The sequence below is a fragment of the Paenibacillus sp. LT-B23 genome, assembly GCF_059417685.1.
On the sequence record NZ_JBSQBM010000007.1, the window covers coordinates 169,270 to 188,777 of the forward strand.

12 protein-coding genes are annotated in these 19,508 nt (G+C 47.9%); 11 read left to right on the forward strand and 1 reads right to left on the reverse strand.

Annotation, left to right across the window (positions count from 1 at the left end; all coding sequences use genetic code 11):
- Positions 1–30: 30 nt before the first annotated feature.
- The 9 genes from ACWXW9_RS11135 to ACWXW9_RS11175 all read left to right on the forward strand — a co-directional run bounded on the left by ACWXW9_RS11135 (position 31) and on the right by ACWXW9_RS11175 (position 13,963).
- A complete protein-coding gene (locus ACWXW9_RS11135; RefSeq protein WP_494929440.1) occupies positions 31–2,196 on the forward strand; it encodes a DUF454 family protein in 2,166 nt (721 codons plus the stop codon).
- On the forward strand, positions 2,189–3,844 hold the full coding sequence (locus ACWXW9_RS11140; RefSeq protein WP_494929441.1) for an amino acid ABC transporter ATP-binding/permease protein: 1,656 nt from the start codon (positions 2,189–2,191) through the stop codon (positions 3,842–3,844). The genes ACWXW9_RS11135 and ACWXW9_RS11140 overlap by 8 nt, the downstream gene beginning before the upstream one ends.
- 293 nt (positions 3,845–4,137) lie before the next feature.
- Entirely contained in the window at positions 4,138–6,639 is a 2,502-nt protein-coding gene (gene pulA / locus ACWXW9_RS11145) for a type I pullulanase (protein ID WP_494929442.1), read from the forward strand.
- A gap of 214 nt (positions 6,640–6,853) precedes the next feature.
- Complete coding sequence (locus ACWXW9_RS11150; protein WP_494929443.1) at positions 6,854–7,495, forward strand: 50S ribosomal protein L25; 642 nt, start codon at positions 6,854–6,856, stop codon at positions 7,493–7,495.
- 479 nt (positions 7,496–7,974) lie between these two features.
- Positions 7,975–8,961: a S66 family peptidase gene (locus ACWXW9_RS11155; RefSeq protein WP_494929444.1), complete on the forward strand. Its 987-nt coding sequence runs from the start codon at positions 7,975–7,977 to the stop codon at positions 8,959–8,961.
- Between the two features lie 51 nt (positions 8,962–9,012).
- A complete protein-coding gene (locus ACWXW9_RS11160) occupies positions 9,013–10,674 on the forward strand; it encodes an ECF transporter S component (RefSeq protein WP_494929445.1) in 1,662 nt (553 codons plus the stop codon).
- The gene (locus tag ACWXW9_RS11165) at positions 10,671–11,435 is read left to right on the forward strand and encodes a LytR/AlgR family response regulator transcription factor (protein WP_494929446.1); all 765 of its coding nucleotides are present in this window, start codon (positions 10,671–10,673) and stop codon (positions 11,433–11,435) included. Before ACWXW9_RS11160 ends, ACWXW9_RS11165 begins: the two co-directional genes overlap by 4 nt.
- A 190-nt stretch (positions 11,436–11,625) precedes the next feature.
- Entirely contained in the window at positions 11,626–12,873 is a 1,248-nt protein-coding gene (locus ACWXW9_RS11170) for an L-lactate MFS transporter (RefSeq protein WP_494929447.1), read from the forward strand.
- A 178-nt stretch (positions 12,874–13,051) separates the two neighbouring features.
- The gene (locus ACWXW9_RS11175; protein WP_494929448.1) at positions 13,052–13,963 is read left to right on the forward strand and encodes a serine/threonine protein kinase; all 912 of its coding nucleotides are present in this window, start codon (positions 13,052–13,054) and stop codon (positions 13,961–13,963) included.
- Positions 13,964–14,011: 48 nt separating this feature from the next.
- Here ACWXW9_RS11175 and ACWXW9_RS11180 read toward each other — a convergent pair whose 3' ends face one another.
- Positions 14,012–16,102 (reverse strand): VWA domain-containing protein, encoded by a 2,091-nt coding sequence (locus ACWXW9_RS11180; protein WP_494929449.1) that lies wholly within the window; start codon positions 16,100–16,102, stop codon positions 14,012–14,014.
- A 632-nt stretch (positions 16,103–16,734) separates the two neighbouring features.
- Here ACWXW9_RS11180 and ACWXW9_RS11185 point away from each other — a divergent pair.
- Positions 16,735–18,903, forward strand: a complete 2,169-nt coding sequence (locus tag ACWXW9_RS11185) for a transcriptional regulator (RefSeq protein ID WP_149093953.1) — start codon at positions 16,735–16,737, stop codon at positions 18,901–18,903.
- Between the two features lie 119 nt (positions 18,904–19,022).
- Positions 19,023–19,448 (forward strand): hypothetical protein, encoded by a 426-nt coding sequence (locus ACWXW9_RS11190; protein ID WP_013311475.1) that lies wholly within the window; start codon positions 19,023–19,025, stop codon positions 19,446–19,448.
- Positions 19,449–19,508 lie beyond the last annotated feature (60 nt).

A 19,508-nucleotide genomic window follows, 5' to 3' on the forward strand; every position in this document is an offset into this window, starting at 1 on the left:
CATCATCATATCTATTTAGGGAGGATTACAGTGAAACCGATCTATGTTACCTTAGGGTTTCTATTTTTGGCGCTTGGAGTGATTGGCGTGGTGGTACCGTTGCTGCCGACTACGCCGTTTTTGCTACTGGCAGCCTTTTTCTTTATGCGGGGGTCTGAACGGATTCACCAATGGTTTTCGAATACCTCTTTGTACCATAAGCATCTGGAAAGCTTCGTCCAAACGAGATCGTTGAAGCTGTCCACGAAAATCACGACTCTGGGATTGGCGTCAGCTATGCTCATTACCGGCTTTATTTTAACCCCCCCAGTGTGGGCCAAAGTGATTATCGCGTTGGTCATCCTCTTCAAATATTATTACTTTATATTCCGGGTCGGAACGGTGAGAGGCACTACAGGGGAAACTCCATCCCCGACTCCATCTGTAGCTGCACTTGCTGATACCACGAAGAAAAGGTCTAAAATGGTCGACAGCCGTCTGCTCGGTCTGGTGGAGCATTCCCGAAAATATATCGTTTTGAGTGTGCTTGTGCAGTGGATCGGTCTTTTGGGCAGTATAGCCGCTGTTTTGTCCATGTCCTTTGTTTTGCAACAGGCATGGATGGGACAAGTTACCCGTAAGCTGATTCTATCTGTGACGGCCATTGTCATTGCTGCGATTGTAGTCCGATGCTTGTGCAATTATGCAGCCAGTATGCTGTCCTATCGGGCCTCCGTGAATGCCAAAAAAACGCTGCGCTCGCAAATTTACGGCAAGCTGCTGAAGCTGGGGCCGGCGTATACGGATCATACCTCCACGTCGGGGGTTATTCAGGTTGCTGTCGAAGGAGTGGAGCAGCTTGAAACCTATTTTGGCAGATACATGCCCCAGTTATTTTACAGTCTGCTTGCACCCGTAACGTTGTTTATCACACTATCCTTTGTCAGCTTCAAGGCTGCTATTATTCTGTTGATCTGCGTTCCGCTGATTCCGGTGTCGATTATAGTCATTATGAGAATGGCTAAAAAGCTGTTTCGAAAATATTGGGGCAGCTATGTCAATCTGGGGCACAGCTTTTTGGAAAATGTACAGGGCCTGACCACGCTTAAAATATACGGGACAGACCAGGAGAAACATCAGGAAATGAACACGGCGGCCGAGGATTTTCGCAAAATGACAATGAAAGTACTGACCATGCAACTTAACTCGGTGGCAGTCATGGACCTTATCGCATTTGGCGGTGCCGCTGCTGGTGTTCTGGTCGCAGTGAGCGAATATTCGGCTGGTCATATCGGCTTGGCGGGAGCGCTGATTATTGTGCTGCTATCGGCGGAGTTTTTCATCCCGTTGCGCCTGCTGGGCTCTTACTTTCATATCGCCATGAACGGGATGGCAGCGAGTGACAAAATATTTCAAATTCTGAGTACAGAGGAACTGGTACAAGGAAAAGAAAGCATCGAGACTACCGATATTCGACTGGATCAGGTGAATTTTGCCTACGACGAAAGGGACACCCTGCGAAATATATCTATGGAAATTCCTCAGGGCAGTTTTGTTTCCATTGTCGGGGAATCTGGCTCTGGTAAAAGTACAGTAGCCGGATTAATCGTTGGTCATCATGAGGGTTATCAAGGAAGTCTGACCGTTGGAGGAACCGAGCTTGCCGCCATTTCAGAAGAAAGCCGCATGCGGCATATGACTTGGATCGGTTTCAACAGCTATATTTTCAAGGGTACGGTCGCAGCTAATTTGAAAATGGGCAATGAGCACGCGGATGAGGAACAAATGCTGGAAGCCTTGCGACAAGTAAAGCTGTATGACTTTGTTCTCTCACAGGGAGGGCTGGAAGTAGAGCTGGAGGAGCAAGGAGCGAACCTGTCAGGAGGACAACGCCAACGGATAGCGCTGGCAAGAGCGCTGCTGCATGATAGTAGCGTGTACATTTTTGATGAGGCTACCTCTAACATAGACAGTGAGAGCGAGGAAGGTATTATGGAGGTTATACATGCGTTGGCAGGCAGAAAAACCATTATTCTCATCTCGCATAGACTGGAAAATGTTGCCCAATCCGACCGTATTTATGTGCTGCAAAACGGCTTGGTGGCAGAATCGGGAACGCATCATGAGCTGTTGAGCCAGCAGGGACATTATGCGGAGATGTATCTCAGTCAACACCGGGTAGAGCAGTTTGTAAAAGGGGGTGCTGTATATGCGTAGACACGGATTACGGATCATGGCCCAATTACTGGTACTGGCCGGGCCTCTTTTACCAGTGCTACTCATAACGATTGTTACAGGAGTGCTTGGATTTGCTTGTGCTATTGGCATTATTGTCTATGGAGCCCTTGCCCTGCTTACAGCAACGGGCATCACGACAGGCTACAGTATGACGTTTCTGCTCACGGCCATCGTGATTTGTGCTGTACTGCGTGGGGTGTTCCGTTATGGCGAGCAAATGAGTGGTCATTACCTCGCCTTCAAACTGCTGGCTGTGCTGCGTGACAAGGTGCTTCAAGCCCTGCGCAGACTGGCCCCAGCCAAGCTCGAAGGCAAGGACAAAGGAAATCTGATCTCGCTGATTACGAGTGATATTGAGCTGCTGGAAGTGTTTTATGCACACACGATAGCGCCTGTTATGATCGGCATCATCATTTCACTGCTAATGGTATTCTTTATCGGTTCTCATGAGCCTCTATTAGGCTGGCTCGCTGCGCTTGCTTACATCACAGTCGGCCTGTTCATTCCCTTGTTAACGTCACGTATGGGCAGACGGCAGGGTATGGAATACCGGAGCAGCTTCGGTAAGCTGAGCAGTTATTTTCTGGACAGCCTGCGTGGCATGAAAGAAATCGTGCAATACGGACACGGGGAACAACGACTGACAGAAATTAACCGTCGTACGGATCAATTGGATGCCAAGCAGAAGAGCTTGAAGCATCATGAAGGTATCACAAGAGCGATAACGGATGCGGCGGTCGTGGGATTTTCATTTCTGATGCTGCTGGCTGGATTGTATGGTATGTCCAAGTTGCAGGTCAGCTTTACAGGGATGCTTGTTTCTGTCATTGCCCTGTTTAGCTCGTTTGGCCCAGTAGTTGCGCTTAGCAATTTATCCAACAATCTGCTTCAAACGCTGGCGAGCGGGGAACGAGTGCTGAGTCTGCTGGAGGAAACCCCGGAGGTCGAGGAAAATTTCGGGGGAATGAGTGTTGCCTTTACCGGGGCGCAGGTGGACAAGATAACTTTTGCGTATGAGGGTCAGACGGTGCTGGATAATGTAAGTCTTACCATCCCGCACAAGCGGATTACAGGTATTCAGGGGAAAAGCGGCTCCGGCAAGTCCACTTTGCTCAAGCTGCTGATGCGATTCAGGGACCCGCAGCAGGGCGGGATTTTGCTGTCTGGACATGATTTGAAGGAAATCGGAACGAAGCATTTGAGAGGTCTGCAAAGCTATGTGGATCAGGATACGTTCCTGTTTGATGATACGATTGCGGCCAATATTAAAATTGGAAAACCTGATGCTACGCATAAGCAGGTTGTGGAAGCAGCCCGCAGGGCGTCGGTGCATGATTTTATTATGACCTTGCCTCAAGGATATGACAGCCGTGTCGGAGAATTGGGGGACAGGCTGTCCGGTGGTGAACGTCAGCGGCTGGGGCTGGCCAGAGCCTTCGTTCATGATGCTCCGCTCCTGCTGCTCGATGAGCCTACCAGCAATTTGGACAGCCTGAACGAAGCGATCATCTTAAAATCGTTAAAAGAACAGCAGCAGGATAAAACGATTGTCCTTGTTTCCCACCGAAGCTCCACCATGCGGATCGCAGACGATCTGTTTCAGATGGATAACCGTAGGCTGTCCTGATTTTTTGGCCGTTTTTAGCGTGTATGTGAAGGGTTAAAGGGAATTATATATGGTGCTTGGAGGGCTGCTGCTGTAGCCTGTTCATAGTTTTGTCATAAAATGGAGTGTGCGTGTGAAATGAAAGCAGCATCCGTATTTGAAATCATCCGACTTTTCAAGCTTGTCTTATTTTGATAGCCTAGTAGGTAAGGATTTTTGAAAAATCCTGAGGTATATTGACAAGTCGTAAACATCATAAATGATGGATGAACAGAGGCTGAAAGCCGATGTACAGAAATGGGTGGTGAACAGGAATGTCTGATTTCAATCAACTCAAGGAGCTTGAGCACACAACATATCCCACATATGAAGGCCATGATTTGGGTCTTACTTATACGCCTGCGGGCAGCATGTTTAAAGTATGGGCACCGACTGCAAAGCAGGTCCATGTAGCGCTGTATGACAACGCTGGATTGTACGACCAGGAAGGTAACGTTCAGGACCATAGCAGTGGCCGGGAATTTCCGATGAGCCGTGATGAGCGTGGTGTATGGTCCGTAGAGCTGGAAGGGGACTGGAACAAGTATTATTACATGTACAGGCTGGAATGGGCAGACAGTACCCTTCATTATGCCGCCGACCCTTATGCGACAGCGGTATCACCCAATGGACAGCGCACGGCTATCGTTGATTTGGCTCAAACCCATCCGGACGGATGGAAAGAGGATGCTGGACCCACACTTGCCCGGGCTACGGATGCCATTATATATGAGCTTCATGTGCGTGATTTTTCAATGGATACACATTTTAATACTGGAGAAAAAGGCTTATCTGCCGCACAAGGACGGTTTGCAGCCTTTACGTATACGGGACTAAAAGATTCGGTGGGCAACAGCATCGGACTGGATCATTTGCTGGAGCTGGGCATTACACATGTCCATCTGCTTCCAGTAGCTGATTTCCATACGGTAAATGATTTTGCGGAACAGGGCACGGAATATAACTGGGGCTATGATCCCCAGCACTATAATGTGCCGGAGGGATCTTATTCTTCCAATCCGGCTGACCCGGAGGCACGTATACGGGAGTTGAAGCTGCTGGTGCAATCCCTGCATACTGCTGGCATCGGTGTCATTATGGACGTCGTGTACAACCATACTTTCTCGGTGGAAAAAGGGCCGTTCGACCCTGTTGTACCGGGTTACTATTACCGTACGGATGAGCATGGGCAGCTTTCCAACGGCTCGGGTGTGGGTAATGAGGTGGCAAGCGAACGCCCGATGGTTCGCAAGTATATCAAGGATTCGCTGCGCTATTGGGCAAAGGAATATCATATAGACGGCTTCCGTTTTGATCTGATGGGACTGATAGATACCCCGACTGTGGAGCAGCTTACACAGGAGCTTCGCTCTGAGGTTCGTCCCGATCTGCTTATCTATGGAGAGCCTTGGACGGGGGGAGAATCCCCGCAGCCTCTGCTGACGTTAAAAGGAACACAACGGGACAAAGGCTTTGCCGTCTTCAATGACAACTATCGTTCTGCTATTAAGGGTGACAGTGATGGTACCGCAAGTGGCTTTGCCACGGGGGCATGGGATCAGGAGGAACTGGTGCTTAAAGGTGTTTTTGGAGCTATTCATGATTTTACAGCCCAACCTTCGGAAACGGTCAATTATGTCACGGCTCACGATAATCTCAATCTGTGGGATAAAATTTTGACGGTACAGCATTTGCGGGAACGCTGCGGTTTTCCTCAATGGGAGCAGGGTCAGCCGCAGGATGGAAGAGCGGCCGAACAAGCCGTGACGGATGCAGACCCGTACCGGGAAGTGAATGAGCATGACTTGCTGGAGAATGAAACCGTACGCAAATCCTTACTGGCAAACGGCATGGTGCTAACCTCCCAGGGCATTCCCTTTATCCATGCAGGTGATGAACTGTTGCGCTCCAAATATGGAGACCATAATAGCTACCGTAGTGTGGATGTGGTGAATGCTATTCGCTGGGAGAACAAGGCGAGATTTCGTCCCGTATTTGATTACTATCAGGGGTTAATCGCTTTACGGCGCAGTCATCCGGCATTCCGGATGGATCACCGGGAGTTGGTGGAGCAGCATATGGAAGTGCTGCACAGCAGCGGGCATGTGGTAGCTTTTGCATTGAGGAACCATGCTAACGGCGATGCCTGGAATCAGATTGTGGTGATTTATAACGGCTCGGATACGGAGCAGACAATACTGCTGCCTGCGGAATCGGATCGCTGGCATGTCGTTGTGGATGCTCACGGGGCTGGAAATGAGATACGGTATGAAGTAGCAGGCCATCGTGTGACCGTTTCGCGCTGGTCGATGATGGTACTGTATGATCAGGAGGAACCCGCTCAGCCATCCTTTTTGACTGGACAGGATCAGACTAACGAGCTGGCGGAGAACGGATTGGAAGGTTCGGATGAGGGAACAGACCAAGAAATAGCAGGTCACTACGAAGAAGCGGCGTTGTATCGCACCATTGAGTTGATTTACGAGCGTGCGGATCGACAATATTCCGGTTGGAATGTGTGGGTATGGGGCACCGGATGCCGGGACGGACATGTAGAATTGAGTGAATTGGATGACGGTCGCGCAGTAGCGCGTATTCAAGTGGCTCCTCATGTGCGGCGTATCGGCTACATCGTCCGCCTCAATCAGTGGGATGCCAAGGATATTGAGGCCGATCGGTATATTGATGTAGACCTGAACCGATCTGTGATGCAGGTATTGATTCATAGTGGCAGAGAAGAATATTTGCTGCTGGTCAACGACAACCGGGCAGGATAGCTTTATTTTCAGAATTAGCATTTTTCGATTATTTCGAGAGATGCTATTTTTTTATGCAAACGTGTGTCAGTTTCAGAAAAAAGGGGTAATATAGAATTATGGACTTGTTTGGTTTTGCCAGCTTGCTGGCTTATACCTTGTAGTACAACTGGTAAACAGGCAAGATTCTTGAGGAATAATCATTTGTAAGGTAACCTGAAGGAGGTTGTATATCATGAGTTCTAATGGAGGAAGTATTCAACTGACCGCCCAGCCGAGAACAGAGAAGAAGGGTTCGGCACTTCGTGGATTGAGGTTAAAAGGACGGATTCCAGCTGTGGTTTACGGCTCTGAGCTTGAAGGAACCCCTGTACATGTTGATGCCAAAGAATTTAATAAAGTAGTCAGAACCGGACGTTCCGAGGTGTTCAACCTCACAGTAGAAGGTGGAGAAACCATTCCGGTCATCATTAAGGATTATCAGCAGCGTGACAACCAGTGGTTGCATGCCGATTTTCTGAAAATTTCCAAAAACAAGCCGCTTCGTGTGCGTGTTTCTATTGATTATCAGGGTACACCTGTAGGTACAAAAACGGGCGGTATTCTGCAAATTCAGGAAACCGAAGTCGAAGTCGAGGGTCTTCCTGCTGACCTGCCCTCTACCATTGAGGTGGATGTATCCGCACTGGATGTCGGCGACAAGCTGAGCGCAAGCGACCTGAAACTCCCTAAAGGAGTAACGTTGCATGTTCCTGAGGAAGAGCTGCTTGCTTCCATTATCGTTCCGCGTGGGGTAGAGGTGGAAAATGCTGCTGTGGCAGGTGATGCAGCTGCAACAGAAGGTACAAAAGAGGCTTCTGAAAACAAGGAGTCCTGATGCTGTATGTCATCGGATAGATGAGTGCCTTCCTGCCGAAGACGGCTATTCAAGGATAAATGTAAAATCGCTCCCTGATCAGGGGGCGATTTTTTGCGTTTACATATGTTCCAGCATTATCTAATCCCTCGATGTGTGTGTCTAATGGAGTAGGTTTTGTCGTCGCAGCGGTTATGCCGATTTTGAATATTAAAAGCTTCATCATCGGGCTAATGAGCCGAGGAATATCGCTATCAGACGGTAATCCCCGGTTTTTTGCTGATGTAGAGTTGAGAGTGTATTTCTAAAAGCTATAATTACATAGGCTGAACTAAAAAAGGTACATAGAAAAGGGAGTAGGCGGAATGGTGCTGTACAAGCGAAGCACTATCCGACTGCGCAGTGGAGCAATAGGTAACTTTTAAGCTCAGTTTATATAGATGGAAGTTGATGGTATAATTTGTGGCAGTTTAAATGCTTCATACATAGGGGGAATCACCATGATAATGGGAAGGCAAGCACCCAAACTAAAGGCTGGAGACGAGATACGCATTCTTTCGCCGTCCATAAGTTTGTCTATCGTTTCTGAGAAAAATCGTCTAATTGCCCAGCAAAAGCTGGAGCAGCTCGGATTTGTGGTAAGCTTTTCACAGAATGTGCTGGAAAGCGATGATTTTACATCTTCCTCAATAGAATCCAGAGTAGCAGATTTACACGAAGCTTTTGCCGATCCGAAGGTGAAGGGCATTTTGACTGCCATTGGAGGGTATAATGCTAATCAGCTCCTTGCCCACCTTGACTATGAACTGATTGGCGCTCATCCTAAACGGTTATGTGGTTATTCGGATATTACTGCTTTAAGTCATGCCATATATGCAAAAACGGGACTTATCACGTATGCAGGGCCTCATTTTTTGACATTTGGTATGCAGCAAGGAAATGAATACACGACGGCGTATTTTCAAAGGATGATGTTGGAAGAGGGCAGTATTCAAATCCAGCCTTCGCCAGAGTGGAGTGACGATACATGGTATTTGGATCAGGATCAACGAATCTTTCACCGCAATGTCGGGCCTTATGCGATTCACGAAGGAGAAGCATACGGTACGATTGTGGGTGGAAACCTTTGCACCCTGAATTTGTTGCAGGGAACGCCGTATATGCCGAGTCTGGAAGGAACGATTCTATTGGTTGAGGATGATTATGAAAGCTCTCCTGCTACGTTTGATCGAGATTTGCAATCATTGCTGCACCAGCCGGGATTCGATCAGGTGAGAGGAATCATCATCGGACGTTTTCAGCAGGCATCTCATATGACGGAAAAGTTGCTGCGGCAAATCATTAGCTCGAAAAAGGAACTGACCTCTATTCCGGTGATTGCAGATGCCGATTTCGGACATACCACACCGCAATTTACATATCCGATTGGCGGGAAGGCGAGTATTCGTGCCCGGAATGACATGATTGATCTTGAAATATGTGAATAGTGAGAGTGGTACAAGGCTTGATGAATGGGTTTATATTTGGGAGGAACGCATGTGAACGGCTTTTTGGAAATGCTGATGCAGCTATTTGAACGCGCAGCGTTGTTGCTGATTTGTCTATTTTTTATTACTCGTATTCCCCGGTTTAAAGAAACCTTGCAAAAGAATAGCCATTCCCCGGCAGAGCTGACGCTATTGACGATGATTTTTTGTATGTTTGCGCTGTTCGGCACCTATACCGGGATCGAAGTCGAAGGGTCGCTCGTCAATGTTCGGATTATTGCGATTATGGCGGGTGGCATCCTATTTGGACCGTGGGTCGGGATTATTACGGGTATTGTATCGGGTATTCACCGTTATCTGATTGATATCGGGGGAGTGACCTCGATTCCGTGTCTGATTACGAGTATTCTGGCAGGTGTGGTATCGGGATATATCGGGCGCCGGGTCGACCGCTCCAAGAGGTGGCTGGTCGGTATTGCCGCCGGGATGATCTGCGAAACATTGACGATGCTGCTCATTTTGGTGATGGCACAACCGTATGAGCTTGGTTTGGACATCGTTTCAAAGATCGGTTTGCCGATGATTATCGGGCAAGTCAGCGTCGGTCTAATCGTTCTGCTGATTCAGAGTGTCGAGGGGGAAAAGGAAAATATCGCGGCCAGACAGGCCAAGCTGGCACTAGATATTGCCAACAAGACGCTGCCTTATTTTCGCTCCATTAATGCCGAATCGCTGCATACCATTTGTTCGATCATTAAGGAGGATATCAAGGCGGACGCGGTGGCGATTACGGATACCAGAGATGTATTGGCCTACGTTGGTTTTGGCGAGGAACGTTATCATATCGGCGACGAGATCATTAGCGATGTGACCAAATCGACGATCCGCAGCGGTAAAATCACGATTCGCAACCATATTGCCGACGATAAAACACCTCAAATCCAGTCTCTGCTCATTATCCCGTTGGAGGAACGGGGAGAGGTGACCGGAACCCTGAAAATTTACTACCGCAAAGCTTATAAAATCACGTACCCGTTGCAAACCATGGCGATTGGCTTGTCCCAAATTATATCCACGTTAATGGAAGTATCGCGTGTGGAGCAAATTAAGGAAGCGGCGAATAAAGCCGAGTTGAAGGCGCTCCAGACTAAAATCAATCCGCATTTTCTGTTCAACGCGCTGAACGCCATTGCCTCTACGACGCGCACCAAGCCGGATAAGGCACGAGAGCTGATTATTAATTTGTCGGGATATCTGCGTTATAATTTGGAGCTGAATGATGATGTGATCGAAATTCATAAGGAGCTTCAGCAGGTGTCTGATTATGTGGAAATTGAAAAAGCCCGCTTCGGCAACCGGCTTCAGGTGGAGTATGTGATGGACGAGGTGTCCGTACGCATTCCAAGCCTTATCATTCAGCCGCTGGTTGAGAATGCGATTAATCATGGAATTCTCAAGAAAAAGGGACCGGGTACAGTGACCATTTCCGTAAAGGATCGGGGAGAAAAGGTGCGGATTTCTGTGGCAGATACAGGAGTAGGCATACGGGATGATGTCGTGGATAACCTGTATCATGATCGGGTTCCGGCCAAACAAATTGGCTTGTATAATGTGCATAGACGACTCAAGCTCATGTATGGAGAAGGGGTTATTATTCTCAAGCATGAGCAAGGCACCGAAGTTTATTTTGACATACCAAAGGAGCAGTCATGAAGGCCATCATTGTAGAAGATGAAATTCCGGCGCGTGAAGAGCTGGAGTATCTTATTCAGACCCACAGCCATATTGAAGTGACGGACAGCTTTGAGGACGGGCTGGACGTGTTCCGTTTTTTGCAGGACCATGAGACGGACGCTATTTTTCTCGATATTAACATTCCTTCTCTGGACGGGATGCTGCTGGCGCAGAACATTAGCAAATTTGCCAAAAAGCCTTATATTATTTTTACGACTGCCTATAAAGAGCATGCCGCGCAGGCTTTCGAACTGGAGGCATTTGATTACATCCTCAAGCCGTATGATGAAAAGCGGATCGCCGCCATGCTGCGCAAGCTGGAAAATGCATACGAGCAGCAGAACGTTCAGGTACAGGAGATTGCCCAACCTGCGCAGCCCCGACCTGCTGAAACCAGCACCGCTAGCGCTCCGGGCCGTATTAATCTGCTGAAAAACGACAAAATCATTGTAACGGATGCGAACGATATTTATTATGCGTGCGCACAGGAAAAGGTCACCCGTGTCTTTACAAGACATGAGGAATATACGATGCCGATGAGCATCTCGGAATTTCATGCCAGACTGCCGCAGCAGGACTTTTTCCGCTGTCACCGATCCTACACGGTTAATCTGTCACAGATCCGTGAAATTGTACCTTGGTTCAATCATACGTACCTGCTGCGCTTGCGTGGTCTGGACGCGGAGATTCCAGTGAGTCGTAGCAAGGCCAAGGAATTTCGGCAAATTATGCGACTTTAAAGGCATTTCATTCCGCTATAGGTGCATTTCATTCCTCAAACGATTTCTGGCTAACATGCAGCGTTATAATGATCCATGTAGAGAGAATCCTTACAGACTTGCTTCTCCCAAGACGCAAAGCGTACTGGATTCCCGGTTATCATGATAACGAATTGAAGCGGTAGAGCCGGAATGAAAAGAGGAGATTTATATGAAAACAAACAGCGGAAACCGTTGGCTGGTCGTGCTTGGAACGATTATTGTCCAAATGGGTTTAGGAACGATTTACACATGGAGTTTATTCAATCAACCGCTGGTGGACCGCTTTGGCTGGAATCTCAGCTCGGTCGCCATTACATTTTCGATTACCAGCTTTGCGCTGGCGTTTGCTACATTGTTCGCAGGTAAGCTACAGGATAAATGGGGATTACGTCGTCTGATTTTGTGCGCGGGCGTTGTGTTGGGCGCAGGACTTATGCTCAGCTCACAGGTAACTTCCCTGTCCCTGTTGTACATTTTGGCGGGTATTGTCGTAGGTTTTGCGGATGGAACGGCTTATATTACATCACTGTCGAATCTGATCAAATGGTTCCCTGAGAAAAAAGGACTCATTTCCGGTATCTCGGTTGGGGCATACGGAACAGGCAGTCTTATATTTAAGTATATCAATGGTTCGTTAATTCAGTCCGTTGGCGTATCGCAGGCGTTTCTGTATTGGGGAATGATCGTGCTGATCATGATTGTGGGCGGTTCCTTCTTGGTACGGGAAGCAGCAGTCGTGAACAAGCCTTCGGTACAAAATGGAGTTGTGCAGCGTGATTACACTGTAAAAGAAATGCTGCGCACCAAGCAGGCTTATCTGTTATTCGTCATGTTCTTTACGGCTTGTATGAGTGGCTTGTATCTGATTGGAGTTGTAAAGGATATCGGCGTACGGATGGCGGGGCTGGATGTAGCTACAGCCGCCAATGCGGTTGCTATGGTTGCTATTTTCAACACGGCGGGTCGGATCATATTAGGTGCGCTGTCGGATAAAGTTGGTCGTCTGAAAGTAGTAGCAGGTGCGCTGCTAACAACAGCGGTCGCAGTTACAGTGCTGAGTCTGGTACCGCTGAATTACGGTTTGTTCTTTGCCTGTGTAGCAGGGATTGCCTTTTGCTTCGGCGGTAATATCACAGTCTTTCCTGCCATCGTGGCGGATTTCTTCGGTCTAAAAAACCAAAGTAAGAACTACGGTATCGTGTATCAGGGCTTTGGCCTCGGTGCGCTGGCGGGTTCCTTTATCGCAGCCTTGCTTGGCGGATTCATCCCGACCTTTACCACGATTGCTGTACTGTGTGTCGTATCGTTCTTGATTGCACTCACCATCCGTACCCCGGATCAAGGCAATTTGCGCAGCCAACGGAAGAAAAATACCAACAGCATGCGCAGCATGAAGCCTGAAACGAAGCTGGGTTAAAAGGGATTGAGAACAAAGTACCAGATGAATGCCAAAAGACCTGTCATCATTTCTCTGAGGGAGATTATGGCAGGTTATTTGTTTTTCCATTATTCGATTATACGGTATAATAAAAAGATATGTGATAAGCCGATATATACAAAAGACATAAGCTAAGAACCTGACAGGAGGACGAGTCATGATCGTGGATACAAGCGGGAGCCTGCTTGCCCGCAATACGAAGCTGCGAAATACATATCAAATTCGAAGCGCCTTGTCCCGCAGTGAGCTGGCCATCGTGTATACGGCAAGGCTGTTGGATAATCGAGAAAAGGTCATTGTTAAGGAGTTTTTTCCGAATGCGCTCGCTTTGCGGGGATCGGATCGAAAAACCGTGACTTGCAGTGCATCTATGCAATTCAAATATGTGGAGTTTATGCATTATTTCTTGCGTGAAGGGCAGATGCTCAAGGAATTAAGCCATCCGGGTATTGTCGGTTATATAGATCACTTTGAAGAAAATGGAACCGCTTATCTGGTCATGGAATACTGTGCCGGCAAGACGCTGGACCTGGTGATGAAGGAAGAGGATGCTCCAACGTCTGATCCTGCTTTTTTATATCATTCACTGCTGCCTTTAATTGATGCCATGGAGTATATTCACGACAAAGGCATTATTCATCGGGATATTAAGCCGGGCAACATTATGATCGGGGAGAATGGCAACATCAAGCTGCTTGATTTTGGATCGGCTGTGCATTTTGAAGGCAAAGAGCATCCGATCTTCACCACGGCGGGCTACTCTCCGCTGGAGTTCTACTCTAACCGCTCGCAGCAAGGACCCGTGTCGGATATCTACAGTCTGGCCGCCACGCTGTATTATTGCCGAAAAGGATCACCTCCACCTGATGTGCCGGGCAGATTGTTTGCAGATCAGGCTGACCGGATTCAGATCGAAAATGCAGGTCTTTCCCTGCTGCCGTATGTGATTCGGCGTGGTCTGGAGGTACAGGCGAACAAGCGTTGCCGCTCGCTTAGATGGTTTAAAGCCGCACTGTGTGCGGAATATTGGATAAAAAAAGGGAAACGCCCTACTCTTACGGTTCGTTAATCGTAAGAGACGGCGCTTCCCTTTTTTGTTTCCGACGGACGTTATCCATTATCCTGTCGGAGCTTGAATATGATCGGTGTACACGGAGGTATTGGGCTTGATCGCCTTGTACCGCAGCTCGATTTCAGTTACACCGTCCTCGAACGTAATGTAGAGCTTGTCGCTGTACTCCAGCACGGCCTTTTTATTGCGGCCAATTCTGACTTTCCCGTGCTGCAAGGCGCAGCGTGTATCATGTTTGACCACCAGAGTCCCTTTTTTACCTGCGGAAAAGACAATCCGCTCCGCTTCCGGCAGCGGTTCGTGAACGTCAAGCGTACGGAACAACTCCTGCAAGCTGACCTTCCGTCCCGGAAAGGAGGTAAGCGGCCAGGATTTTACCGGAATCTCCTGTCCACTTGCTGTCGCGAGGAAATATCCTTCGATTCTTCCCGCAAACTGCGGTTTTGGCCGCAAGAACCAGTACAGAAGTGCCGCTACTACGACACTAACAGCTACCGTCCATTTGATGGCTGTATACCGGGACTGTACGGCAACGGTCAGCGTAGCGCTACTGGATGCTCCTTCCGAATCGGTAGCGGTAATTTTCAGCTCGGAGTCGCCCGTGTGAAGCCCGGATAACAGCAGATCTGTGCCGTTAATCTCAGCATTCGCCGCATCCCCGGAGGCTCCTGAATCCAGCTTATAGGTGAGCTTGTCATGATTAGGATCAGCAAAAAATTCGCTTAAACTCCGGCGGGCATCCCCGTCTTCCTTCACGAGACGAATCGTCAGGTCCTTTAAAGCCTGCGGTGCTGCATTCGCCGCATGGACGGTATGGACTGCTCCCTTGCGATACCATTGCGGGCTGTCCAAAGACAACTGCCACGTATAATCTCCCGTTAGAGGGAACGCGTATTCGGCCTGAAAGAATCCCGACTTGTAGGTCATAGGTACCTTTTTGCTTGTACCACCCTTTACGGGTGTAACCATGATATTGGCTTGAAGCGATTTGTATACGGCTTCATCTGTAAGCTTTTGACCGTCCGGCAGCAACAACTGGGCCTTGAACGGTATGGCTTGTCCTTTAAGTAGCTGCACGGGTTTGTTTCCACTGGCTTGTGTTTCCTTGTTTCCCGTCATGGTAGCCTCAGCTTCCAGTCGATAGCTGCCAAGCAAATTGATTTTGACCAAATCTCCGCGTATGCCCCTCAGTTTCAGCTTGACTTTGCCTGCCTGTGGATGCTCAATTTTTAAAATCGCATATCGACTCGATTTGTACCTGCGGACATTTTCTGAATTGGAATAGAGCTGTGTTTCCTGAAGAGGATGCTCCGACAAAAGCACCAGATTGGCTTCTTCCATGCTGGAATCCGGTATATCTACTGTTAATTCTTGCATTTCGCCGGTGGTCGTAATCGCGGCGACTGGAACGAGCTTGGAACGAATCTGGCTGGCAAAAATACGGTTCAAAATTTCCGGCAGATCCTCGGCGCTGCTCGTTATAAAAGAAGCTCCCCCCGTTTGCGAAGCGATTCGCTCCAGTTCTTGTCGGTTCACCGTGCCGTCATGATTCAGTCCAATGGTATACACAGGGTATCCTTTGGTCTGTGCAGACTTAATGACGGAGGACACGTCATTACTTGAGTCCCCTTTGGATCGGGAACCGGAAGAGGCTCCAAAATCAGTCTCTCCATCCGATAACAGGATCATAAAAGGCTGACGTCCTTTGGAAGTCCCTGCGGCAAGCAGTTCCGAGCCTTTACGCAATCCAAGTCCCAAATCTGTATAACCGGAACGGTTCAGTGTTCTGATTTCCTGCTGAATTTGTGATTTTTGCGCTGCTACCGCAATAGAAGTCAGCGACTTCGAGGCGACTACATGATGGTTGTAAGCGACGAATCCGACGCGTGTACGGTCTGCATCACTCAAATCCATAAACATATTGATAACTTCGGCCGCAATGCCCTCGGGATCGGTATCCCTCATGGAATAGCTGGTATCCAATACAAAAACGGCATCATAACCCTCGACTGGAACAGTTCCCAAAGATGCGGCATTGGCCTGATTTACAGTCCAAATGACCCCGTTTGAGCCAATTTGAAAAAATAGTACAAAAGTCATAAAAGCAATAATTCCCAATTTCCTCATTCTGAACATAAGCCCCTCCATCGACGAGGCCAATGCGGGCGCGCCCACTCTCCTAATCCTTGGTATATAAGGGATAAAGGATCAAAACAGACTGTTAACCCTCACATTAGCCATGAATTTGATACTTTTACGCTTAACAGAAATATCCAATGGATTTCTATCGGCAATTGAGTTCCATTTGTGAATAATTCCCTGAATAAACAGGTCTAACATATCATAAAAATTACGTATTTACGCATAAAATGAGTCGAATTGCCCTGTTTCAATCTGGGGCTACAGAAATTGACAAAACTAACGGGTACTTTGTATGATAGCTCTCGTATCAACGGCAAAAAATGGGATAACAGTAGGATCACGGAATAACAGAATCGCAATTTTCCTTGTTACCTGAACGATATATCTCCGTTTGTTAATTTTGCCATTAAAAGTTAAACGAACGCTTCGGACTGATTTTCGAGGTTACATGCCTGTGCTGCGTATAGCAGTATGAGCCGAATCCTTTGGCCAATTTGAATGTTATGTAGGGGGGAGGAGGCAAAGGAACTAAGCGTGGAAACCCGATTGCTCTAAATTGGACATCCCGTGTCCGTGTATGGGGCTTTCGACGTATATCCATACTTTAATTTCGTTTGCCGACAGCGATGGAAATCATTTATCAAACAAACCGGACAATGCTTTTTGAAGAAATCAACCCGGAAAAGCTGGACCTGATCACAATTGTAGGTGATGTGAAGGGCATTGACAGCTTGAGTGATGAGAAAATCAAGGAAATTAACCAGCACCTTCTGGTGCGCAGCTTCGACGAATTTTTGGATAAATTTTCGCCGACTGTGTATTCGTTTTTTAACGCGGCTAATCAAAAAGTGGTCTATACCCTCAAAAAGCCGGAAGGGATTGATGAGGACAGCATTTCTGAAATTCGTGTGAACCAAAGTAATGATTTTCTGAAAATGTTGTTTACGCTCATCGATACCAAGCGCAGCCAAGGAATCACAAACGTGGATTTCAAGTTTGAAAATCTGCTGGACATGATTTCTCCGAAAAAGGTTATGGACGATATTCGCCAAGTCCGCAAAGAAATTCACTATATGTATGGTGAATATGACAAGCTGGATGATGGCGATCCGAAGAAACTCGACATGGGCGACAAGCTGAATGGCATGTTCGAGGAAGCAAGCCAGAACTATAACAACGTTATGGCGATGCTGCCATTGGCGATTGAGGATATCAAAACCCGCCTTTTGCTCGGTGGCGCCCAGGAGGAAAACTCCGGTGAGCTGATCCAGGTGGGTATGCTTTCTATTGGGGAAAGCGGCGAGCTGAAAATTATTGAAGCACCGAAGAGTGACAGCACCGAGCTGATGCTGCTGGACGAGAACAGCACGGGCGATTTGTCACAGGTGTTCGAGGAAGATTACAACTCGATTACCGATACGCCTTCCGACTATGTGAAGGATTTGGTGGTTCGCACATTTGTGCCGCTGCCGGCTGTTCAGACCAAGGTTGATACAGCAGTTGAAGTTCAGAACTACAACACGTATCTGGAGTTCTATAAAAATGCCAAGGATGATTTCGTAAAGGCGGTTAAGCCGCTTGTGGAAAAAATCCTCGGTGTCAAAATGTTCTTCGATCAATATGCAACGAAGAGCAAAGGTATGTTGCCGACCATGCTGGTGGCCAATAACAAGCTGGACATGCTGGTGAAAAGCAGCAATATCCCGCGTCTTGAAACATACCTGAACACCGTGAATGCCAAAAATGAATTCAGCGACACGATCTGGTTCGGTATCGTTCCATCCGTCGAGCTGGAAGCAGCCGGTAAGGTGAAGGTTTCACGTGAACGCTTTAAGGGCAACGAGAAGGTCGTTAAGCAGGGCGGAAATTCGATGGAATCGCTCTCGATGCTGCTGCAAGTTGTGAAGGATTACAAAATTCAAATGTTCTTTAATTTTGAATCCGGTGAAGAAACGACTTTCAACAGTATGGCGACAGCAGGTATCGACAAATATGTCGACAAATGCGCCAGTCTCGTTCGCAGAGAATACAGCGAATTTGCGATTCCTTGCGTACCGAACTTCACGATTATTCCGAAGGACAAATCGGGTGTCATTATCGATAGCAAAATGCTACAGACCGAAAGCGGTGTGCAGCTCTCCAAGGAGAAAGAGGATATCCTCAAGCTGTGGATCGAAGGCGTTTATGTGGGTGCAGCCTACGTTGCTGCTGGTTTGGTTGCTTCTTATCAGTGTCCCGAATACCTGCGTGAGACGTTCAAAACGGTCAACAAAAACTTCCCTGGCGTACGCTTCGACATTGAAGCGGGAGACAACAGTCTGCGCACAGTGACGACGATGGCCAAGGAAATCACGGGGTTCACCAACACGATCAAGGATGCCATCAACCGTAAAAACTTCGGCTTTGTATTCTCGTCCGAGAATGCTCAGATTCAGGATAAGGATATCCGCCGGATTACCGTCTACAAGGCGAGAAGCATGGCGATGTCCGAGGACGGCTTTGACTCCATCTACAAGACGCTGGTCAGCACGTACATTGAACGTATTTTGCGCTACCAGACAGGAGACTTCAAGCACGAAAATATCGTCCGCTTCTTCAGTAACAATCCAAGCAGCCAAAAGAGCAAGTGGCTGGGCAGCAGAGGATCTGTAAACTCGATCATTCAGGACGGAGACGATATGAGCTTTATTATTGATGAGAAAAGCAATATGTGCCATATCGATCTGGTCTTCAACGGCAATGTGAAGAACCTGGAAGTCATGATTACTAAAGGAACCAGCTCGGTCAAATCATGATCCGAGCGCTACGAAAGATGTTAGAGGCGTTTCTATCCAGAACCGCCTTTATACATAAATTGCGGAGAAGCCCTGCTTCTCCCGCCATCATATTACCTAATTTCAAGGAGGCAACACACATGGGATTCAGACTGAAAGTTGAAGGACAGGAAACAATCGAGCTGGGCTTGGATAACATCCAAACGGTTATTTATGACACCGATACACCGGACGACTCCAATGCACGCTCCACTGACGTAGGCTCCACGCTGCGCATCAGCGGTAAAATTATCACAGCCGTAGACGGCGACAGCGCGGATGACACGCTGAAACTGGCTTTGTGGTCCCTGGTTCCTGCTGAAAAAGCAGACAGCTACCGTAAAGTAACACTGGAAGTTATCGCAGCTGACCAAGTTGTGCGTAAAATCCACTTCCCGAACGCATTCGTTGTAGATTACAACGAGCATTTCGGTGACACAGAAGGTGTAGGTGCATTTACACTCTACATTAAACAAAAGAAAGACAAAACCGAGCTGGCTACCATCGACGGCGGATATCCGGTTTAAGCTTGACGTACTGACGTTAAGCGCAGCTTGAACACACACTCACTCCACGTGCAAGCGTAG

Bases quoted from the DNA above. Each gene is read 5' to 3' on its own strand.
- ACWXW9_RS11140 (WP_494929441.1), top strand. From the start codon at position 2,189: ATGCGTAGACACGGATTACGGATCATGGCCCAATTACTGGTACTGGCC.
- pulA (WP_494929442.1), top strand. From the start codon at position 4,138: ATGTCTGATTTCAATCAACTCAAGGAGCTTGAGCACACAACATATCCC.
- ACWXW9_RS11150 (WP_494929443.1), top strand. From the start codon at position 6,854: ATGAGTTCTAATGGAGGAAGTATTCAACTGACCGCCCAGCCGAGAACA.
- ACWXW9_RS11155 (WP_494929444.1), top strand. From the start codon at position 7,975: ATGATAATGGGAAGGCAAGCACCCAAACTAAAGGCTGGAGACGAGATA.
- ACWXW9_RS11165 (WP_494929446.1), top strand. From the start codon at position 10,671: ATGAAGGCCATCATTGTAGAAGATGAAATTCCGGCGCGTGAAGAGCTG.
- ACWXW9_RS11170 (WP_494929447.1), top strand. From the start codon at position 11,626: ATGAAAACAAACAGCGGAAACCGTTGGCTGGTCGTGCTTGGAACGATT.
- ACWXW9_RS11175 (WP_494929448.1), top strand. From the start codon at position 13,052: ATGATCGTGGATACAAGCGGGAGCCTGCTTGCCCGCAATACGAAGCTG.
- ACWXW9_RS11180 (WP_494929449.1), bottom strand. From the start codon at position 16,102: ATGTTCAGAATGAGGAAATTGGGAATTATTGCTTTTATGACTTTTGTA.
- ACWXW9_RS11185 (WP_149093953.1), top strand. From the start codon at position 16,735: ATGGAAATCATTTATCAAACAAACCGGACAATGCTTTTTGAAGAAATC.
- ACWXW9_RS11190 (WP_013311475.1), top strand. From the start codon at position 19,023: ATGGGATTCAGACTGAAAGTTGAAGGACAGGAAACAATCGAGCTGGGC.